The organism is Methanooceanicella nereidis (assembly GCF_021023085.1).
Lineage (GTDB): Archaea > Halobacteriota > Methanocellia > Methanocellales > Methanocellaceae > Methanooceanicella > Methanooceanicella nereidis.
On record NZ_PGCK01000006.1, the window covers coordinates 1 to 20518 of the forward strand.

Sequence of the window (20518 nt, forward strand, 5' to 3'; positions counted from 1 at the left end):
AAAAAGACCGTTTTCAGACAAAAAATCACAAAAAAACCAACAAACCCCACAACCATCCGCATACCAACCACCAAAAAACACGACCACTACCAACCAAACCCAAAAAACACAAGCACGGGAACACTGGAACCACAAAATTTTTTATATGATTTTTTAAGGTCACGAAAACTCTAAGAGTTCACTCACTAAACCACCAAGGCTCTAGTAACACCGTCAACGCACAAACATCACGAATACTCAGCTCAATGCTCGAAGTGCCCTAAGTCACTAACGCTAAAACAAATCCCGAACCTCTCCAAAACACAAAGGTTTAATATCCCGGTTTGTGTTGCGGTAGTATCTATATTTGTCTGTAAATCTTTTGTGACAACCTTTTAGCACGTGTATAGATTCCCAAATTACAGCAAAATTGGGACATCACCGTGTTGCATCTGATCTATAACCATCAGGATATATATCAATCGTGTAAACGTCGACCGTGACGTTAAACTTTAGTGTTTTAGAGAAGTTCGGGATTTGTTTTAGCGTTAGTGAATTTGAGAGGTTAGTGCATTGAGTCGAGCCTTAGGGATGTTAGTGCGTTGACGGTGTTACTAGAGCTTTAGTGGTTTAGTGAGTGAACTCTTAGTGCCTTTGAGACTTAAAAAAACATTAAAAAAATTTTAGTGTTTCTGTGTTTTCGTGAGGTTAGGTGTCTACCTGCCATCCGTCAGGCATAACCACAAAACATAAAATAAAAAACCTCAACAATAAAGTATCAAGCATTATTATTTAAAATACACAATTATTAATCGATAAAATAAATTTATAATCTGTAAGCCCCATAATTAATTATTATTCGAGGTGTCGGGGGGCTTTCCATTAAGAAAACATTCGCATTATTTATAATTCTGACATTATTCCTGTCATGCTGTGGCTGTATCTCAGAAGAACAACAAGACAAAAGTAGTACTGCACCGGTCTCTGCCCCTCCTCCGGAAACTTTCTCGATCGCACCGGATAATCCCGACCTGATAAAATACATGGATGACGTAAAGCAAGGAAAAATAAAGGAAACCACCGATGACGGTCATTATTTAGGCTATATCCCGCCTGCGGCAGACATGTCATATCTTGAAGGCACCATACACGAGACCGAAGAGGTACAAAGAGCAGGATCAACGTATTCAAGATACGACCTCAGGGAACAAAACAAGCTCACACCCGTAAAAGACCAGGGCAGTTCAGGCTCCTGCTGGGCTTTCTCCACATACGGTTCTATGGAATCATACATTTTACCGTCACAAAACAAGGACTTCTCAGAAAACAACATGAAAAACACTCACAGCTTCGACTGGGGACCCAATGACGGCGGCAACCATTTTATCTCGACAGCATACCTTACGCGAAGAAGCGGGCCCGTATACGAGTCGGATGACAGGTATAACGCCAGCTCCACATCATCCCCTGCGAACAGGCAGGTACGTAAATATGTGAACGAAGTACTGTTCCTGCCGAACAGGAAAAATGCTACAGATAACGACAACATCAAATGGGCGATCATAAAGTACGGCGCGGTATATACCAGCATGTGTTACGATAGTAAGTACTTCGATGCGAATAACAGCTCATATTATTACGGCGCGGCCTCTTTCCTGAGCCATAATAATCACGCGGTTGACATAGTCGGCTGGGATGATAAGTACAGTAAATATAACTTTAAGACACCTGCACCCGCTGATGGGGCATTCATAGTAAGAAATAGCTGGGGCACCGGCTGGGGAGATGGCGGATATTTCTACGTATCATATTATGACATCGGCATAGGGAAGGATAATACGGTCTTCACCTGCAATGACCTGGAAATGAATAATATTTACCAGTATGATCCACTGGGCTATGTAAAGCCCGCCGGCTTTAACAGAAATACGGCGTGGATGTCTAACATCTTTAAAGCGACATCGGACCAGAATATCAATGCGATAGGATTCTATACACTTGGATTTAACACCGAGTATGAGATATATGTCTATTTAGACCCGACGGACGGGCCGATATCTAACGTCAGTTCCTCATCGGTCACAAGAGGCACTATAGAGATACCGGGCTATCATGTAGTAAAACTTGACCGTGCAGTACCGGTATTCCGGGATCAAAGATTTGCGATAGTCATTAAAATAAAGACTCCCGGAAGCACCCATCCTGTGGCTGTCGAGACGTATAGATATGGTTATAGTAGCAAGGCTACGGCGAGCAATAACCAGAGCTTCATCAGCAGCGACGGAACGCGATGGTATGATACAAATATTCAATTTAACACGACGAACATTTGCATAAAAGCCTATACTGTCAACAGCACTATTGTAAGCACAGGGCCTAGACCCGACGCTGCAATAATATCCAATACCATCCCGTCTACCATGATACAGGGTAATTCCTATAATGTCTCTGTCACGATGAAAAACACCGGAAACATAGCCTGGACTGAAAGCGATAAGATAAGGCTGGGATCGGTGAATGAAAGTTCCGGGGACGCCGCGATGTTCGACGGATTAAGGCAAAAAATATCCGGCAGCACATCAGTAGCGCCTTCATCTAAATATACATGGAACTTTACGATGACGGCCCCGGAAGCAGGGACATATTACGTTCAATACAGGATGATCTGGGAAAACCATACCTGGTTCGGCGACACTGTCGTAAAGAAGATCGTTGTAGAAAACCGGGTATATGACACGGATATCATTAACGAGAATATTCAGGATAAAATGGGCACCGGCTGTACTTACCCGTTCACTATAAAGTTCAAGAACACAGGTAACGTGGAATGGACCGGCTCGACAGTCTCGACCTGGATGTCTGTCACCGACAAAAACAACACCGCCAACACAGGCAATGCTACATATACGATCCCTGCGAACATATCAGTTCAGCCCGGCCAGTACTATATATGGAACGGTACGGTCACTGCGTCAACTACGCCCGGAAATTACATTTACAGGTTCGGGATGAAAGGGCCGAATGGCACGCATATAGGCGAATTATTGAGTGTCAATGTAGCTGTTTCACAGCCATATGCGGATTCGGTGCTTATATCGAACAACATTCCGTCAAGCATGCTTAAAGGCAATACATATACTGCATCCGTAACGATGAAAAATACTGGCTTGCTGCCGTGGTCAAACGATAACGGAGTCTACCTGGGAGCTATCGATTATGCGACCAACGATGCATCCAAATTCACAGCGACAAAGCTCTACATTCCTGCAGGTAAGGTCATTTTGCCGGGCGAGCAATATACGTGGAGCTTTACGATGAAAGCACCGACACAGGCAGGCTCGTACAGCGTGAAATTCCGGATGAAATGGGAAGGCCACGACTGGTTCGGGTCCCATGCTAATAAGACGGTGTCTGTAAAGGCTGCGACTGCAATATAAAAAGATAGGGGCTTAAAAAACAAAAAGCCCTTACTATTTTTTAAAATAAATGTAAATGAATACGGGTTTAGCGGGCTTCACAGGTATGTACGTCTATGACATCGACGATCACAGGCTTATAGTTCTCCAGCTGCGTTACGGATCTTACCTTCCCGCGGGCGTTAACCACAAGCTGTATCCTCGCAGACATAGTCTCGCGTTCCTCTAATGAGTCGGAGGTACCGTAAGTTATACGGTGCATACGTATGTCCGTGCTCCTCACGGTCGTAATATACCCGCAGTCGCCGGTATTAAGGTCGGACGGTATGACATCGGTGATAAAGACCTTGTCGCCCGGAGTAATATCAGAGAACGCGATGACGTTATGGGTGCTGCGCACTTCGAAGGTCCTTATGCCTCTCTTGAAAAGATCGTCTAAGGCATCCCTGCTTATCCCGGTCAATGCTATCATTTTCATTCCGGATCACCCATACATTGTGAAGTCTTTTCCAGGCTTCTTCTCGGTCTGAGCCATCTGTTCGGAGAGCTTATGCAACAGCTTTTCTATCTGGTCCGCCTGCTCCATTAACGGCTCGGTGCTAATGTCCCACCCGTAGATCTTGTTAAGAGCCTTCACCACTTCGGCCGCGGCTCTAGGGTCCGGGTTCGGCCCCCTGGTCTCGCCAAGCAGGCAGTATGCAGGGATATCATGTTCCATGCATTCATTCATCAACACACCGGGGACACCTGCTATCGTTCCCATCTCGAACGTCAATGCGACATCTTTGATCTTCTCGAACTCTTCGTCGGTCGTCGCTGCGCAATATACATTATAATCCAGTCCCGGCGTCGCAAGCCCGGCGATGGAGACCACCTCTTTCGGGTTCAGCGTCTTGATCCATTGCACTATGGTACTGCCGACTTCTTTACTGATAAGCGGCTCGATAGGGATATCGGAAAACAGGACCACGAGCTCCTTTTCTGCGCTTTCATAGATACGGACAGCCCCTTTAACCCTGCCGCCATATATCACGGCTACAGGCGGGAAAAGCTTTGAGTCCACAAAACCCACGTTTTTCATCTTGAACTGCTCGATCAGATGCTGGGTAACAATATTTCCTACCAGCCCCATGCCGGGAAATCCGCCCAGCACCGTCGGGTTTTTACATTCCAGACTTTCAGCGATGACTTCGACCAGATCCTCATCGTGATTACCGACGCTTTTCATTTTATCGACCATCAATATTTAAGGTCGGTCTTTAAAAAATATAAAACTTATCACGTAAGTATTAAATCAAATCAAAGCTAAATGCCATTAAAAGTTCAAAAATTGATAAAAAGAATTTAGATCCATCTAAAGTATCAATTAATTATCGGGCAAGTTAAACTTAAAACAAATAGAAAATCTTTTTACGTTCTGGAAATAAAATATAGAATAGGTGATATTATCAGCGAATACAAATTTAAGCGTGGCTTTAAACCTGAAGGGGAGAGAATTAAAAACGTTATGGAAGAGACTTTTGGTATCCCTGCGACAGAAAACGCCGGAAAGTATACGATACAGTATGGCGCAATAAAAGAGCTGAAAGCATGGGTGGATGATAAGAAGCTTTTCGTTGAGACAGAGTCCGACCGTGATGTGAAGGATGAAAAGGTCATACTTGACACTAACAAGAGGTTCAGGGACTTTTTAGAAGAGGCCACCGGCTATTCTGCAAAAGAAAGACTAAAGCAGGCAAAGAAAGCAGTCTCAGGGGAATAGATCAAATCCAATCCCCCTGTTCTTAAAAGTATCAATTGACGGAGCATTAGATCAGATGATAGACCACGCCGCCGTTTACAGGTCCCTGTTACCTATAGAGATAGAAGTGATGAAAGGGATCGAGAACGGCATGAAGACCCACGAATGGGTACCGGTAGAGTCAATAGTATCCTACACCGGGCTTAACCAGAAAGAAGTCGAGTTCAGGCTCAAGAAGCTTTCCAAGCAGGAGCTTATAGAGTGGCTTACGCTTTCGTATACAGGATACAGGTTAAAGTTTAACGGATATGACATACTGGCGATCAACACTTTCGTCAAAAAAGACACCATCGAAGCTCTCGGTAATGTCATCGGCGTCGGAAAAGAGTCCGTGATAATCGCCGCCATGAGCGTTACCGGTGAGGTCGCGATCAAATTCCACAGGGAAGGCAGGACCAGCTTTAAGCAGGTCAAGAGGACTAGAGAGCATCTTATCAATATAGAGCATTATTCATGGCAGTACGCGGCAAAGCTCGCCGCGAACCGTGAGTTCGAGGCGATGCAAAAGCTCTATCCGGAAGTCCGAATACCACAGCCTATCGATTATAACCGCCATGCGATAGTCATGAGCATCGTTGACGGTGCGGACCTTGTCAGGGCGCAGGTGGCGGACCCGGAGTGGTACCTGGATGAGATATTGAAGCAGGTTAAGATCGCATACGACCTCGGCTATATCCACGGGGACCTGTCAGAATATAATGTGATGGTAAGCGATAAGGGCATCACCATAATAGACTGGCCTCAATATGTTACAGTAGGATCTAAAACAGCGGAAAGCCTGCTGAACAGGGATATAAGCAACATACTGACCTACTTCGAAAGAAAATATCGCGTTACAAGAGACCTTGAAGAGACCATAAAAAGCATAAAGGGAGAATAAAGTCCTTTATCTCTTCATCAATTTTTAAACTGTTCTTCAAAGATCTTTTAGGTTGTACATTTCAGTTGGCAGGCAGATACTAATTGAATATTAAATAATATATAATTATATACAATATAATAAAACTTAATAAAATGCAAATAAAATTTTACAAAAATAAAAAAAGATAACGCCGGGCTCAGAAGCCAGCGTCCTTTCTCATCTGTTCTGCTTTATCAGTGCGTTCCCATGTGAAGTCTTTACCGGTACGGCCAAAGTGACCGTATGCTGCCGTCTGCTTGTAAATCGGCCTGCGCAGGTCTAACGATTTTATGATGCCCTGGGGAGTCATTTCAAAGTTCTCCCTGATAAGCTCCACTATCTTCTTATGGGATACAGTGTTAGTCCTGAACGTGTCTACCATCACGGACACAGGCTCTGCGACACCTATCGCGTAAGCGAGCTGGACTTCACACTTCGTGGCAAGGCCTGCAGCGACGATATTCTTCGCGATATATCTCGCCATATAACAGGCTGACCTGTCCACCTTGGTCGGGTCTTTGCCCGAGAACGCTCCTCCGCCATGCCTTCCCATGCCGCCGTAAGTATCGACGATGATCTTACGTCCGGTAAGACCGGTATCAGCCTGAGGGCCGCCTACGGTGAACCTGCCTGTCGGGTTGATGAATATCTTGGTTGTGTTCTCATCAAAGAACCCTTCGGGCATGACAGGCTTTATGACCTCTTCAATAATGTCTTTCCTGATCTGGCTCTGTTCAACGTCAGGGCTGTGCTGCGAGGATACTACAACAGTGTCTACCCTTATGGGTTTATCGTCCTCGTACTCGATCGTCACCTGAGACTTACCGTCCGGCCTGAGATAGTCCAGCTTGCCGCTCTTCCTGGACTCCGATAATTTCATGGTCAGCTTGTGGGCGAGCATTATCGGCATAGGCATTAGTTCCGGCGTCTCGTTACAGGCAAATCCGAACATCATGCCCTGGTCGCCTGCGCCAAGATTGTTAACACCCATGGATATATCGGGCGACTGCTCATCGATAGATGTTATAACAGCACATGTCTCTGAATCGAAACCAAACTTTGCTCTCGTATAACCAATATCCTTGATGGTCGAACGTACCAGCTTGGGTATGTCGACATAACAGTTTGTCGTTATCTCTCCGGCGACTATCGCCATTCCGGTCGTTACTAGAGTCTCGCATGCTACTCTGCCGAGAGGGTCTTTAGCAAGAATAGCGTCCAGGACAGCGTCGGATATCTGGTCCGCTATCTTGTCCGGGTGCCCTTCGGTTACCGACTCGGAAGTGAAAAGATGCTTTTCTACGCTCATGGTTTTCCCTTACTTTATGTTAAAATAGAATTACCAAGCATTAATATTTATCGGTCAAGAAATAACCGTGAGTAATATTGTCATAGGCTGAATAAAGGATGTAAAAGGAAACATGAAAATTTTATTAATATAAAGTCTAAGAAAATTACCCTTTTTTACTACAATGGGCACAAAGTACATTAAACTGTTAACCACGAAATCTTTGATGAGCGGGGTCTTGCTCAGGCTTTAAGAATGAAAGAACGTGTCGTACTTACCCGGTCTTTAAGATGAAGTTTTTTATGGTTGTGCCTGTCGGATGGCAGGTAGACACGTAACCTCACAGAAACACGGAAACACAAAAATTTTTATATGATTTTTTAAGGTCTCTAAATCACAAAAAATGCTCACCAAATCACAAAGGCTCCAATATCACCGTCAACGCTCTAAAGTCTCAAATGCACGGCTTAATGCTCGAAGCGCTCTAAGTCACCAACGCTAAAACAAGACCCGAACATTCTCCAAAAACACTAAAGTTGAAAACCGCGGTTTGTGTATCCCTGATCCATCAACAAGAGTATATCGATCATGTAAGCGTCAACCGTGCAATTAGACCTTCGTGCCCTTGGAGAATGTTCGGGGTCTTGTTTTAGCGTTGGTGACTTAGAGAGGTTAGTGCGTTGGGCCGAGTGTTAGAGGTGTTAGAGCGTTGACTGTGATACTGGAGCCTTTGTGATTTAGTGAGTGAGATTTTGGTGTTTTGGAGCTCTTAAAATATCATATAAAAAATTTTTTGTGTTTCCGTGTTTCTGTGAGGTTATGTGTCTGCCTGCCATCCGACAGGAACAACACCAGAACATCTATCTCAGAACAGATGTTACATGCCCATTTTAAAAGAAACCATCTAAAAGTTTTTCATGGGAGCGCACAAAGGCGAACAAGGTACACTAATTTTTTTAATTATTTGCATATCTTCTAAAATCGTCCTTGGTGTTCCTTGTTCGCCTTCGTGCGCTTAGTGGTTAAAGTAAGGACAAATTGATTTTTTGAGTATTTAAATGAAAGATATTGTAAAAATAAACAGACAACAGTATCATCATGTTATAGATACCCGTGGGTCTATATGGAACACTTCTTCACCGTCTTTGTAGATAGTGACGATGCTTGTCGATTCAGATACCGTTATAGCTATACTTTTAGTGATCTTTGTCATAGACGCTGCCGCCAAATGACGCCCCCCAAGCCCCGGAACAAGCGTGATACCCTTTGCTCTTACGTCAAGATATCTTCCCGCAGCGACGATATATCCCTGCTCGTCCACGAGGAACATGCCGTCAAGCTGGGCGAACTCCTTAACGGACTCCCAGTTAGTCTCATCCCTGATGTTACGGTCTTTCTTTTTATGGCCCTCGTAAGGATTAAGGATGATCTGATGGGACATTTTCAACACTTTCTCTATGTCGCCGATAATGAAAGCGGTGCCGACGTTCTTATGTTCCCTGCCTTCCCTTCCGATCTCTATGGCAAGGTTAAGCACTGCCTTGAACAGGTCATAGTCAATGCTCGACGCAATGTCCGCGGTCTTCTGGATCAGCGGTATATTGGTGACACCCATCGTTATGATCGAGTTTATCTCGCCGAGGCTCACGATGCCGACTACAACCCTATTCGGTATCAGGCCCTTGAGATACGCCATTTCAACGGCCTCGCTCATCAGTTCGATACGGGATACTTTATGGAAAAGATATTCATCGGAAATCCTGCGCGGGATCTTTGCATAGATATTGATAACGGATTTTTCTTCCTCGACCTCTTCTTCCCGGCCGCTTCTGAGCTTCGCTATGATGACAGGGATATCTGTCGTTAATTGATCTTTTATATCCTTCGCATCATGGGAAATGATAATTATTGCCCCCGCATTGATACGTTTGGATAGCTCTTCGGCTGTCGTGACCAATTCATCCCTGACTATCATGTTATCAATACATTATTTATGAAAACACATTTATACACTTATCCTTTAATTCAAGAAAGTTAAATAAAATTTGACGTGAAAATTACCGTAAAAGGATAGGAATAGGCTTTACAATAAATAAAAGAAAACCTTGCTTGCCATAAACATGGCAGCAAGGTCACAATATCAATTATTTCGCGGGCACAATTTCCTTAACTGTAATGCTGAATAACAGGGTCTTACCTGCCATCGGATTATTCATATCGATGGCGACCGTACCATTCTGCTCGTCTATCGATACTACGCGGACCTCCATACCGTTAGAGGTATAGAGCGTCATGTTGACGGTAGGGGTAATATTATTCGCTTTAAGCTGCTCGAGAGACACCGGCTGCACCAGATCCGGGTTCCACTCGCCATATGCTTCCACTGGCGATAATGTAATGTTCTTAGTGTCTCCTTCCTTCATGCCAATGACAGCGCTGTCAAAGCCTTTTATCATCTGGCCTGCGCCTACGGTGAACTCCAGCGGCTCATAGGTCCTGTATTCGTTATAAACGCCTGACTCTTTAGCCACTTTTTCAATGGATGTATCAAATACAATGCCGTCGGGGAATGTACCGATATAATCCACCTTGATCGTATCTCCGGATTTCACTATCTTTTCATTGTTGCCCGCACATCCCGCGACCATAGCCATCGAGATGATCGCCGGTATTACGAACAGTAGCTTTAATCTCTTGCATGTCATAAAAATCGCTTTTATCCTTTGTAATTATTTATATATTATTCTCTTTAAATAAATTTTTATGAGAAATTATTGACGTACAAGGGATTTATAGTTTTGTACCGGCTAATAATTTAATAAAACAATATATAATATTATAATATAAAATATTGAATTAATATGGATAATTTTCCAGGCTTTTTAAAATGCCTCAAGGTAAATGCGCTTAAAATGGCGTGGACATCGCCATAACTGGGCACTGGAACAAGAATAAGCACCGGAGATGATATCTATTAGGATAGCTGCAATGGGAGACCTGCATTTTAAAGACAGATCATTAAAATCATTCCAGAGTTTATTAAGGATGGTCAACAATGATGCCGATGTGCTTGTATTATGCGGAGACCTGACGAGCCACGGCCTGATAGAAGAGGCGAAAATACTTGCCGAGGACATCATGAACGTCGAGATACCTGTAGTGGCGGTGCTGGGTAATCATGATCATGAGGCGGACAATAATGAGGAGATCATGGACATACTCGAGGAAGCGAACGTAAAAATGCTTGAAAGAGGCTCCTACGTATATCCCGGAGGAAAATATGGCTTCGCAGGAACGAAAGGATTCGGCGGAGGATTTTTAAATCACAGGCTGGCACCGTTCGGAGAAAAGGTATTGAAGGCATTCGTAGAAGAGACATACAGAGAGGCGAACAAGGTCAATAAAGCATTAAAGGATATGACCGCGGAGTTCAAGGTCGTCGTATACCATTATGCGCCGATAAAAGATACATGCTATGGCGAAAGCCTTGAAGTGCTGCCGTTCCTTGGTAGTTCCATTCTCTCGGACCCGCCGAACTCCTTTAAAGCTAACCTGGTACTTCACGGACATGCCCATAACGGAGTTGAAAAAGGGAGAACAGTGCTGGGCATCCCTGTCCGCAACGTGGCCTTGCCGTTGCATAATAAAAAATATGTCGTTTACGACACTACATCTTTTTGATCAGCGTAGAGACCACATAGTCAGGTATCGGGATAATATGCTCGTTGTCGCTTCTTACATATAACAAAAAAGACAACGCTCTTTCGTAATGCTCGCCGATGATGCTCAGGAAATAATCCCAGTCCATGGCCTCATAGGTATTCCAGAGGACTACGATGGCATCATACCAGTCATTCCGGGTACTTCTCATTGCCAGTATTTTTCTCAGTATAAGATCCTCTGGAGACATCACGTTAAACTCATATCCGAATATATCTCTCTTCTTCCCGTGTCTTATTGTATCGGCAGTGGTAATGACGCCGCCGACGTTCTCAAGAATGAAATCTATGATAAGGCCTTTCTTATATGCTTTGGATATCCAGTGGACTTCATCCATCTCGTTGATATCATAACCGTTCTCGCGAAGCGCCTCAAGTGCCGCTGTCTTTTTATCCGGCTCGATATAAAGATCGATGTCCTTCGTAGGCCGCCTGTTACAGTAAGACATCACGGCTATGCCTCCGCCTACGAGAAATGGTATCCCGTGCTCGTCCAGGATGTTTGTCATTTCTTTATAGGTCCTGAAACGTTCTTTTAATTCCATGAAGATTAACACCGGTTTTTATTTTTATAATATATGATAAAGAGCCATCAATATAAATTATACCAAATATAAGTTATATGAAAAAACGGGCCCGGAGCTCTTAAAGAGACTTATGCCCCATTATGAGCTTCCTTATTTCTATCCCTATGAAAACCGTAGATGAGACTGCCATTATCAGCAAAATATCATACAATCCCGGCTCGGTGGTCGCGAATATCCCCTCGAGGAAAGGCACGTATAATATTATAAGCTGAAGCATTATCGATAAGGCGATCGCCAGCAGCAGGTAACCGTTGCTGAATATGCCTATCTGGAACAGGGATTTTGTCTCAGACCTGCAGTTTATGGCGTTCCATAGCTGGAACACTACGAGCACGGTGAACGCCATGGAACGGGCTGTTTCCACACCCTGCGGCAGGTAATAATAGAAAATGCCAAGCGTTCCCGCCGATATTATCGCGCCCACGAGCAGCATATCAAAGACCATCAGTTTCGTGATGATGCCTTCGGATCTCGGCCTGGGCTTCCTCTTCATTATGTCCGGGTCGGCCGGGTCTACGCTCAACGCGAGCGCCGGAAGGCCGTCCGTTATAAGATTAACCCATAATATCTGTATAGCTAACAACGGAAGCGGCAATCCGAGCAGTATGCCTATGAACACGGTCAGTACTTCGCCCAGATTACTTGAGAACAGAAACTTTACGAACTTCCTTATATTATCGTAAATGCTCCTTCCTTCCTCCATAGCGTTCACTATGGTGGCAAAATTATCGTCGGCAAGTATCATGTCCGAGGCCTGGCGGGAGACATCGGTCCCCGTAAGCCCCATCGCGATCCCGATATCCGAGCGCTTAAGGGCCGGAGCGTCGTTGACGCCGTCCCCGGTCATCGCGACTATCCTCTCTTTCTTTTTAAGCGCTTCTACAATCCTTAATTTTTGTTCTGGGGACGTTCTCGCATAAACTTTGATCTTATCGATATTCTCTTCAAGGTCCGTTTCTGACATAGCATCCAGCTCTACGCCAGTAATGGCCATGTCGCCTTCATGGTAAATGTCCAGTTCCTTTGCTATCGCTATCGCGGTAAGCTTTTGGTCTCCCGTTATCATGACGACGTCTATTCCGGCGTCCTTACAAAGATCCACAGCGCCTTTTACTTCCTGTCTCGGAGGATCTATCATCCCCGCGAGGCCCAGATAGACGAAGTTTTTACCGACGTTTTCCGCATCCGTTACGACTTCATCCTCCTCGTACGCAAATCCGAGGACACGCATGCCGTCCATCGCCATGCTGTAATTGAAGTCGAGGAAGTACTTTTTCAGCTTATCGTCAAGCGGGACGAACTTTTCATCCTTATATACATATTTACATCTTTCGAGAACTACCTCGGGGGCTCCTTTCAGGTAGACGTACCTTTTTTCATCGCATAAGTTAATGGTAGTCATCGTCTTAGCCCTGGAACTGAACGGGACTTCGAACGTTCTCGGGCATACCGATTCAAGCTTCTCCTTGAAAAGCTCGGATTTTGCGCCGGCCACGAGCAATGCGACCTCGGTCGAATCGCCGTTGACGTTCCATGTATCCTCCAGCCTTTCAAAAGTGGCGTTATTACAAAGGATCCCTGCTATCAGCAGTTTCATCACATCTTCATATGAAGTGACATCAATGCTCTCGTTCTCTATCAGGAAGTCCCCTTCGCTGGAGTAGCCTGTCCCGGTTACGCGAATATCATGATCTGCCGTGATAAGCTGTTTTACCGTGATGATATTTTGCGTCAGCGTTCCGGTCTTATCAGAGCTTATGATATTTGTGCTGCCGAGTGTCTCTACTGCCGAAAGTTTCCTGATTATGGCTTTCCTCTTTGCCATTCTCTGGACGCCGAGAGCCAGAACGATAGTGACCGTGGCCGGAAGGCCTTCGGGTATTGCGGCCACTGCAAGGCTCACAGAGGTAAGGAACATCTCGTAATACGTTTTTCCCGTCAGTATCCCGACGATAAATATGAGTATACAAATGAATATCGCAGCAACGCCAAAAAATTTCCCGAGCCTGTCCAGGCTGATCTGCAGCGGGGTCTCGGTCTCCTCCCCGGTCTCGACCAGCGTAGCGATCTTACCGAGTTCCGTCTTCATGCCGGTGTCGGCCACAAGCGCTTTGCATCTCCCCTGAAGCGCGCTGGTCCCCATGAACATCATGTTGACGCGGTCGCCAGGCGAGGTTTTTTCCGGGACAACGTCAGGATATTTTTCAGACGGCTCGGATTCGCCCGTCAGCGCAGATTCGTCGACTTTCAGGCTCATAGACTCTATGATACGGACATCGGCAGGAACGTTCTCCCCTTCCTCTATCTCTATGACGTCGCCGGGGACAAGTTCCGAGGAGTTGATGCGGATCTTATGCCCGCCCCGGATCACGTTCGCTGTCGGCACGATCATCGAGCGCAGCGATTCTATAGCCTTTTCCGCCTTATATTCCTGTACAAAGCCAAGGATGGCGTTCAGTATGACTATAGCGAATATTATTTCGGCGTCGAGTATCTCGCCTATGAAAAAAGAGATGATGGTCGCCGCAAGCAGTATGTATATTAAAAAATTGTTAAACTGGCTAAAAAATATTATTATCGGAGATTTTGCCTTGCCGCTCTTCAGCACATTAGGGCCATATTGTTCCAGGCGTTTTTTTGCCTCTTCCGCAGATAGCCCTGATTCCCTGGTTTTCAGCTTTTCGATAGCCTCGGATAGTTCCAGCGAATGCCAGGGAGTATCGGCCGTAATGATACCTCCGGTCTACTGTTTCCTGACCATGAGAACAGGGCATTTTGCATGTCTCATGACCTTTTCAGATACGCTGCCCACGAGCACTCTCTCTAATGCGGACATCCCAATTGAGCCAATGACTATACAGTCAGCTTTGATCTCTTCCGAGAAACTGATTATGGAATCAGACGGCTGGCCTTTGATGATGATCTCCTCGCATTCTACGCCGTTATCGGCGCAAAGCGCTCTTATCTTATCTGTTGCTTTCTTGCCCTCAGCCTCAAGTTCAGTCACGCCTTCCGCATAATGTATCCCGGTATGGAATGCCAGGTCGACGTTTACCACATTCAATACGTATACCTTTGCGCCAAGGTTCTTTGCCAGGTACACTGCATGCTCGCCTGCGTGGAATGAATAATCCGAGCCGTCAGTCGGTACGAGTATCTTATTATACGATGGAATGGTCACAATTAATCTTTACCTCCCATAAAAATCAATATTGTGTCATTCTTTCACGATCTGCGTCCCGATACCTTTCTCTGTCAGCAGCTCTAGCAATACCGCATGCTTGACATTCCCGTTGATGATGCGCACGCTCTCGATACCGGCGTTCAGCACGGTGATGCTTGAAAGTACCTTCGGTATCATGCCCTTTGAGATGACGCCTTTTTTGATAAGATCGTAACAATCCATTATGTTCAGGTGTGACAGCAGGCTGGCCTTATCGTTCGGGTCCATCAATATGCCGTCAACGTCCGTGAGCGAAAGCAGGCTGACAGCTTTTAGCGATGCTGCGATGTCACCTGCGGCAGTATCCGCATTGATATTAAGCGCCCTGCCGTCCCTGTCGTAGCCTATGGGAGATATGACGGGTATGAACCCTTTTTCGAGCATAGTGAACAGAATATCCGGGTCTATCTTCTCGGTCTCTCCTACCCATCCGTAGTCCACGTCGACATCTTTACCCTCGACTGTTATCCTCTCCGGGCCTTTTTTCTTTGCCAGTAAAAGATTGCCGTCTATACCTTTTAGCCCGATTCCCTTTCCGCCATGCCTGGATATTAACGCCACAAGGTCTGTGTTGACCTTGCCGACAAGAACCATGCGGACTATGTCCATAGTCTCATCGTCAGTTACCCTAAGCCCGGACACGAAGCTGGGCGTCTTGCCCAGTTTTTTCATCATGGCGTCTATCTCGGGGCCTCCGCCGTGCACGATGACCGGCTTCATGCCCATGTAGCGCAGTGTCACAATATCTTTTATGATCCCGTTCCTTGCCTCGGAGTCGACCATGGCGTGCCCGCCGACCTTGATGACTATTATGGCGTCCCTGTACTTTTTCAGCCAGGGCAATGCGTCAGTGAACATCTCACCTATATCCATTAGTTTAAACACCTATGACAAATAAGCCCTTTAAAGATTATAATATTTTTTAAAGATGCTAAAAAATCGATACTTATGAGAAGAAAATTGTGTATAACTCCTAGAAAAATATATGGTCAATGTTTAAAATACAAAAACATATAACAAATGGTCTTAGCCTCTTTAATATTAATTCAAAGGCTGATACCCTAAGGGAAAGGAGCCATGATCATGCCAGATGAGAACACCGTGGAAGAAGAGGGATTGGCCGATACGACCTATGACGTAGGGATCATCGGCGCCGGACCGGCAGGGATGACCGCAGCATTATACACCGGCAGGGCGAACCTTAAGACTGTTGTCTTCGGGAACATTTTTGACTCCCAGCTTGCAAAGGCCGGCGACGTCGAGAACTATCCGGGATTTGACTCCATTAAAGGTATCGAGCTCGTGGAAAGGTTCAACAACCAGTTAGGCAAGTATAACGTGATCCAGATACCCACTTATATTACCCGCATCATGCGCAGGGACGATATGTTCACGCTCGTAACCGACAATGCAAAATACAGGTGTAGAAGCGTCATAATCGCGACAGGTTCAAAGTTCAAGTCTTTAAATATTCCCGGCGAAAAAGAGTTCACGTATAAAGGGGTGTCATATTGCGCCGTCTGCGACGGGTCGTTCTATAAGAACAGGAAAGTGGCACTCATCGGCACAGGAGATCATGCGGCAAAAGGCGCCATATATCTCGCCGGATTATGCAAGGATGTTGTGTTATTGACGGCTAAAGCAGACCTGGAGACGATGTATATAGACCAGGTGAACGCCCAGCCGAACATTACAGTCGTATATAATGCAAAGGTCACTGCGATTGAAGGCAAAGACGTCGTGAGCCAGATAAAGTACATTGTCAAGGAAGAGCCGGAAACGACAATCAAAGTAGACGGCGTGTTCATAGAAGGCGGGATCCCTAATTCGGTCCTTGCAAGCGAATTAGGCCTTGAGCTGGATAAAAAAAGCTACATTATCGTTAACCGTCCCGACCATACGACCAATATAGACGGTGTTTTTGCAGCAGGGGACATAACCGGCGGCATTCACCAGATATCAAAAGCGGTGGGGGAAGGGGCATGCGCCGCAGTGAGCGCAGCCGTATACCTTAAAAAAGCTAAAGCGCGAGCAAAATGAGCAATACCGCGCCTGTTACGATCGTCAGCAATATCGCTATCACTGCTGACTTTTGTATCACTTCTCCCTCTATACCAAGCTTATCGATCACCGCGGCCGCGTTAATGATCTTCGCAGGAGCTATGGCAGAGGCTATTCCGCCCGATACGGCATGTGCCGAGTATACGTTCATAAAGTCAAGGTCCAGTACGTCCGTTGATTTTTTCAGTATCCCGTAGAACATCACGTTAGACGATGTCTCGCTTCCCGATACGAAAGAGCCGAAAAGGCCTAGCAGCGGGCTTATGGCAGGAAATGCCGCGGCACCGAAGAACAGGGCGAACGTAAGGCCTATTACCGCGTTCATGTTAAAATCGGCGGCTCCGGGGGCGAATGTCAGTATACCGTCCACAACGGATTGCGCGGACCAGTCCATCACGTATGCGATAGCGAAAAAGACAGCCGCTGCAAGAGTGGGGCTCCATGCCCTCTTAAGCCATAGTCTCACGATCTTATTGGCCTCTTCTTTAGACCTTATCAGGAACGGCGCAGAAAGAACTGTACTGATCAGCACCCAGAAGTATGCCTGGTTCAATATTTTAAGGTCTACGTATTTGTTGGCCACGATATGTATCTTTTGGGAATCCCCGAGCAACCCATGAAGGAAAGCGGATATGTCGGGTATGCATATGACAATGCAGAACATTACAAGCAGTATCCATGGGAAAGCCGCTTTCCATAATGGCATTGGAGCGGGACCGTCTGCGAGAACATTTGCCCTCGGGGCTACCTTCGTCTTATAGAATATCGGCTTCCCCTGTATGACCCTTATAAGGAACAGTACCGCTATTGTCGTCAGTCCGGAAAATACTCCGACAAGACCTATCGCGCTTACAGGCAGCAGGTTCACGAACGCTATGCATGATAGCCCGAGAGTCCCGCCGGCTATGAGGGCCGGTACAAAGCCTTTTTTAACGCCTTCAATACCGTCGGCGATCCAAAGCATCCCCATAGCGAAACCGGTCGATACCAGCGGTAAAAATATGGCGATATTTTTCGAGAGACTTCCGACGTCCATGCCGAACACCTGTGCCGGCAAGGTTATCGGTATCGCCAGCAGCGAAAAAGACGTGAGAGGGTCATACCCAAGGCACGGCAGGGCTACCGCGGCAAGCGGTGAAAAACCCAGTGCGAGCATGATCGGCGGCAGCATGGTCACGGGCGTCGCGCCTATCGAGACGAGGAAAGAGCCCAGGCCGATATTTAGTATCATGATCTGCTCGTATCTCTCCGCGGCTATACTCTTGATGAACTCCGTTATTCTTTTTATCGCACCTGTGAGGTCCATCATAGTGACCTGCAGGATCGTGAAGAGCACCATCAGTGATATCCCGAGAGATGATAAAAAGCCGTTTATCGACGCATATGCCGCAATTTCCGGAGACGTGTTAAAGAATATGATCGCTATCACGAGGGTAGCGATCCAGCCGATCACTCCCATCAGCGTCCCGGACTTCTTTAGAAATACAAGGCCGATGAAGATGATAAGAATAGGTAATACTGCTAATGTAAATCCTGTTAATTGATCCATGTGAATCCCCTATCTATCAAAGCGTTAGTGTTTGTATGCAGACATGGATATATATTTTTCATGCCGTGCCATGCTATAGCTTAGCATAATGTATAGTCATCAAATATAAAGGTTTTGATTTCAGGACGATCGTTAAGATAATAGTAACGAGCACCTATTTAATAGTTACAAAAACCGTTTGGATAAAAATTAAAAATAAAGAGCCGGCAGTCATACCTGGCTCTTTTTCATTGCCTCATTCTTATCTACCGCTGATTGGCCTTCGATTATCAGTACAAGTATCAGAGAGATAGTCGCCAGCGGTAACGCTATGATAAGCGGATCGACGACAGGCCATGGATTTTGCAACAGTGTCGGCTGCCCGAACAAGAACTGGCATAATCCAAGTGCTTCGGATTCTTTCACATGTACGAACGCGGTCCAGGCGAACCATGTGACCGCGCCTACGATAAGGCTGACTACCGCTGCCTTCGTGGACGGCTTTTTACTGAATATGGCATGCGTGAAAGCCGGAAGGAATGCTGAAGCGCATAATCCCATGAACATCGCGGTCGCCCTGGCAATGATGCTGCCGGGCATGATGAAAGCCAGGAGGACGCTGACGACGATCATAACTAAAACACCGATACGGTTCTTTTTCAATGACGGCTTTTCACCGTTTTTCTGCCCGATTATGTCATGTCCTATCGCAGTGCCCATCGTATGGAACAGTGCGCTAAGCGTGGACATAGCTGCAGCCAGCAATGTCAATAAGAACAGCACGACGAACCAGTCGGGCATGATCGCGTTGATATATGTCGGTATGACAGAGTCGATGTTTGCTCCTGCCGCCTGAACGGCCAGCATTCCTTTATTATCAAAGAAATACACGTTAGTCAGGGCGCCGACCGTATAGATGACACCGGGGATCAATAATATGAACAATCCGCCGACCGGTATTGCCCTGTTCAGAGATTTATTATCTTTTGCCGTCATGAAGCGGACTACAAGCTGAGGCTGCGCAAGAACCCCGATGCCTACACCGAGTATTATGGTCGTTACGAGCGTATACCATAAAGGCGAGCCGAGGTCAGGCATGGAAGTCCACCCGGTATGGCCGCTAGCCGATAAGCTTTCAGGCACAAGGCTGGCCATGTTAGTAAGCGCTTCATGCGCAGGACCTATACCTCCAAGGGTCACATATGTGAAAATAAGCAATATTATCATGCCTATAAGCATGATTATTCCCTGGAAAGCGTCAGTATATATCACAGCGAGCAAGCCGCCGACTATCACATATATCGCCGTGATCGCGGCCAGGACCAAAAGCGCCGTGGTAAAAGACATGCTGAAAGTAGTCTCGATAAAACGGGCTCCGCCTATCATAACAGCCGAAGCGTAAAGCGGCATACCGATTATTATGATCAAGCCGCTGGCATATCTCATAAAAGAGGAACCATATACCTTTCCCATAAAATCAGGGAAGGTGACGGCTTTTAATCTGCTGCCGATCTCACGTGTCTTTTTTCCGTATACTACAAACGCCAGCAGGATGCCGACGCCGATATTTAAGCCTACCAGCCATATCAGGCCCATGCCGAGATTCGCAGCTACGCCTCCGAACCCGACTATTGCCGATGTGCTTATGAACGTGGCGCCATAGGATAACGCTATTAACGCGGGATGTACGTTCCTGCCTGCAAGCATGAAGTCTTCGGCTTCTTTCGTCTTTTTATATCCCATATACCCGAGGACCATAACTATGACAAGATATACTGCGGTCATTATGGCGAATGTTAATGTATCTACCGCCATCCCTATTGTCCCCCCTCTTTATTCCAGTTCAACAGGCCGTACAATACACAGGCTAATGCCAGACCGATCGTAAAAAGATAACCTAACCATATCCAGGGATCGTCGATTCCTAACAAATTAACACCACGCCGTTCATTACATTGACATGCTATATCATGCCATATGCCATGCTATAGCATAGCATAATAAATTGTCAAACA

At 46.0% G+C, this 20518-nt stretch carries 17 protein-coding genes; 5 read left to right on the top strand and 12 right to left on the bottom strand.

Annotated elements, in window-relative coordinates; all coding sequences use genetic code 11:
• Positions 1-1022: 1022 nt before the first annotated feature.
• Positions 1023-3416 carry a lectin like domain-containing protein gene (locus CUJ83_RS08050; protein ID WP_230741786.1) on the top strand — a complete coding sequence of 798 codons (2394 nt, stop codon included), beginning with the start codon at positions 1023-1025 and terminating at the stop codon, positions 3414-3416.
• 67 nt (positions 3417-3483) lie between these two features.
• Here the strand turns inward: CUJ83_RS08050 and CUJ83_RS08055 are convergent, their stop codons facing one another.
• Both CUJ83_RS08055 and CUJ83_RS08060 read right to left on the bottom strand, forming a co-directional pair.
• On the bottom strand, positions 3484-3873 hold the full coding sequence (locus tag CUJ83_RS08055; RefSeq protein WP_230741787.1) for a DUF473 domain-containing protein: 390 nt from the start codon (positions 3871-3873) through the stop codon (positions 3484-3486).
• A gap of 6 nt (positions 3874-3879) precedes the next feature.
• Positions 3880-4635, bottom strand: a complete 756-nt coding sequence (locus CUJ83_RS08060; RefSeq protein ID WP_230741963.1) for a proteasome assembly chaperone family protein — start codon at positions 4633-4635, stop codon at positions 3880-3882.
• A gap of 207 nt (positions 4636-4842) precedes the next feature.
• On the opposite strand from CUJ83_RS08060, the gene CUJ83_RS08065 reads away from it, so the two are divergent.
• Both CUJ83_RS08065 and CUJ83_RS08070 read left to right on the top strand, forming a co-directional pair.
• The gene (locus CUJ83_RS08065) at positions 4843-5157 is read left to right on the top strand and encodes a DUF5611 family protein (RefSeq protein ID WP_369424021.1); all 315 of its coding nucleotides are present in this window, start codon (positions 4843-4845) and stop codon (positions 5155-5157) included.
• Positions 5158-5212: 55 nt separating this feature from the next.
• A complete protein-coding gene (locus tag CUJ83_RS08070) occupies positions 5213-6076 on the top strand; it encodes an RIO1 family regulatory kinase/ATPase domain-containing protein (RefSeq protein ID WP_230741789.1) in 864 nt (287 codons plus the stop codon).
• A gap of 178 nt (positions 6077-6254) precedes the next feature.
• Here the strand turns inward: CUJ83_RS08070 and metK are convergent, their stop codons facing one another.
• The 3 genes from metK to CUJ83_RS08085 form a co-directional block, all read right to left on the bottom strand.
• Complete coding sequence (gene metK / locus CUJ83_RS08075) at positions 6255-7406, bottom strand: methionine adenosyltransferase (RefSeq protein ID WP_230741790.1); 1152 nt, start codon at positions 7404-7406, stop codon at positions 6255-6257.
• Positions 7407-8481: 1075 nt separating this feature from the next.
• Positions 8482-9360 carry a DNA integrity scanning protein DisA nucleotide-binding domain protein gene (locus CUJ83_RS08080; RefSeq protein WP_230741791.1) on the bottom strand — a complete coding sequence of 293 codons (879 nt, stop codon included), beginning with the start codon at positions 9358-9360 and terminating at the stop codon, positions 8482-8484.
• A 169-nt stretch (positions 9361-9529) separates the two neighbouring features.
• Entirely contained in the window at positions 9530-10090 is a 561-nt protein-coding gene (locus CUJ83_RS08085) for an FKBP-type peptidyl-prolyl cis-trans isomerase (RefSeq protein WP_230741792.1), read from the bottom strand.
• A 259-nt stretch (positions 10091-10349) separates the two neighbouring features.
• On the opposite strand from CUJ83_RS08085, the gene CUJ83_RS08090 reads away from it, so the two are divergent.
• Positions 10350-11066 carry a metallophosphoesterase family protein gene (locus CUJ83_RS08090; RefSeq protein ID WP_230741793.1) on the top strand — a complete coding sequence of 239 codons (717 nt, stop codon included), beginning with the start codon at positions 10350-10352 and terminating at the stop codon, positions 11064-11066.
• Here the strand turns inward: CUJ83_RS08090 and CUJ83_RS08095 are convergent.
• The 4 genes from CUJ83_RS08095 to argB all read right to left on the bottom strand — a co-directional run bounded on the left by CUJ83_RS08095 (position 11053) and on the right by argB (position 15787).
• A complete protein-coding gene (locus tag CUJ83_RS08095) occupies positions 11053-11649 on the bottom strand; it encodes a nucleotidyltransferase (protein WP_230741794.1) in 597 nt (198 codons plus the stop codon). The two genes, CUJ83_RS08090 and CUJ83_RS08095, sit on opposite strands and share 14 nt — an antisense overlap.
• A 100-nt stretch (positions 11650-11749) precedes the next feature.
• Positions 11750-14425: a calcium-transporting P-type ATPase, PMR1-type gene (locus CUJ83_RS08100; RefSeq protein ID WP_369424023.1), complete on the bottom strand. Its 2676-nt coding sequence runs from the start codon at positions 14423-14425 to the stop codon at positions 11750-11752.
• A gap of 9 nt (positions 14426-14434) precedes the next feature.
• Positions 14435-14872 (bottom strand): universal stress protein, encoded by a 438-nt coding sequence (locus CUJ83_RS08105; protein WP_230741795.1) that lies wholly within the window; start codon positions 14870-14872, stop codon positions 14435-14437.
• Positions 14873-14908: 36 nt separating this feature from the next.
• Complete coding sequence (gene argB / locus CUJ83_RS08110; RefSeq protein ID WP_230741796.1) at positions 14909-15787, bottom strand: acetylglutamate kinase; 879 nt, start codon at positions 15785-15787, stop codon at positions 14909-14911.
• Between the two features lie 210 nt (positions 15788-15997).
• Between argB and CUJ83_RS08115 the strand changes: the two genes are divergently transcribed.
• A complete protein-coding gene (locus CUJ83_RS08115) occupies positions 15998-16954 on the top strand; it encodes an NAD(P)/FAD-dependent oxidoreductase (protein ID WP_230741797.1) in 957 nt (318 codons plus the stop codon).
• On the opposite strand, the gene CUJ83_RS08120 is transcribed toward CUJ83_RS08115, so the two are convergent.
• The 3 genes from CUJ83_RS08120 to CUJ83_RS15900 form a co-directional block, all read right to left on the bottom strand.
• Positions 16935-18524 carry an L-lactate permease gene (locus CUJ83_RS08120; protein ID WP_230741798.1) on the bottom strand — a complete coding sequence of 530 codons (1590 nt, stop codon included), beginning with the start codon at positions 18522-18524 and terminating at the stop codon, positions 16935-16937. The genes CUJ83_RS08115 and CUJ83_RS08120 overlap by 20 nt on opposite strands.
• A 210-nt stretch (positions 18525-18734) precedes the next feature.
• The gene (locus tag CUJ83_RS08125) at positions 18735-20318 is read right to left on the bottom strand and encodes a sodium:solute symporter family protein (RefSeq protein ID WP_230741799.1); all 1584 of its coding nucleotides are present in this window, start codon (positions 20316-20318) and stop codon (positions 18735-18737) included.
• 2 nt (positions 20319-20320) lie between these two features.
• The gene (locus CUJ83_RS15900) at positions 20321-20434 is read right to left on the bottom strand and encodes a symporter small accessory protein (RefSeq protein WP_369423968.1); all 114 of its coding nucleotides are present in this window, start codon (positions 20432-20434) and stop codon (positions 20321-20323) included.
• Positions 20435-20518 lie beyond the last annotated feature (84 nt).

What these genes read in the sequence shown, in the direction of transcription:
- argB (WP_230741796.1), bottom strand. Translation starts at nt 15,787, where the DNA reads ATGGATATAGGTGAGATGTTCACTGACGCATTGCCCTGGCTGAAAAAG.
- CUJ83_RS08095 (WP_230741794.1), bottom strand. Translation starts at nt 11,649, where the DNA reads ATGGAATTAAAAGAACGTTTCAGGACCTATAAAGAAATGACAAACATC.
- CUJ83_RS08125 (WP_230741799.1), bottom strand. Translation starts at nt 20,318, where the DNA reads ATGGCGGTAGATACATTAACATTCGCCATAATGACCGCAGTATATCTT.
- CUJ83_RS08080 (WP_230741791.1), bottom strand. Translation starts at nt 9,360, where the DNA reads ATGATAGTCAGGGATGAATTGGTCACGACAGCCGAAGAGCTATCCAAA.
- CUJ83_RS08070 (WP_230741789.1), top strand. Translation starts at nt 5,213, where the DNA reads ATGATAGACCACGCCGCCGTTTACAGGTCCCTGTTACCTATAGAGATA.
- CUJ83_RS08090 (WP_230741793.1), top strand. Translation starts at nt 10,350, where the DNA reads ATGATATCTATTAGGATAGCTGCAATGGGAGACCTGCATTTTAAAGAC.
- CUJ83_RS08120 (WP_230741798.1), bottom strand. Translation starts at nt 18,524, where the DNA reads ATGGATCAATTAACAGGATTTACATTAGCAGTATTACCTATTCTTATC.
- CUJ83_RS08085 (WP_230741792.1), bottom strand. Translation starts at nt 10,090, where the DNA reads ATGACATGCAAGAGATTAAAGCTACTGTTCGTAATACCGGCGATCATC.
- CUJ83_RS08055 (WP_230741787.1), bottom strand. Translation starts at nt 3,873, where the DNA reads ATGAAAATGATAGCATTGACCGGGATAAGCAGGGATGCCTTAGACGAT.
- metK (WP_230741790.1), bottom strand. Translation starts at nt 7,406, where the DNA reads ATGAGCGTAGAAAAGCATCTTTTCACTTCCGAGTCGGTAACCGAAGGG.
- CUJ83_RS08115 (WP_230741797.1), top strand. Translation starts at nt 15,998, where the DNA reads ATGCCAGATGAGAACACCGTGGAAGAAGAGGGATTGGCCGATACGACC.
- CUJ83_RS08050 (WP_230741786.1), top strand. Translation starts at nt 1,023, where the DNA reads ATGGATGACGTAAAGCAAGGAAAAATAAAGGAAACCACCGATGACGGT.
- CUJ83_RS08060 (WP_230741963.1), bottom strand. Translation starts at nt 4,635, where the DNA reads ATGGTCGATAAAATGAAAAGCGTCGGTAATCACGATGAGGATCTGGTC.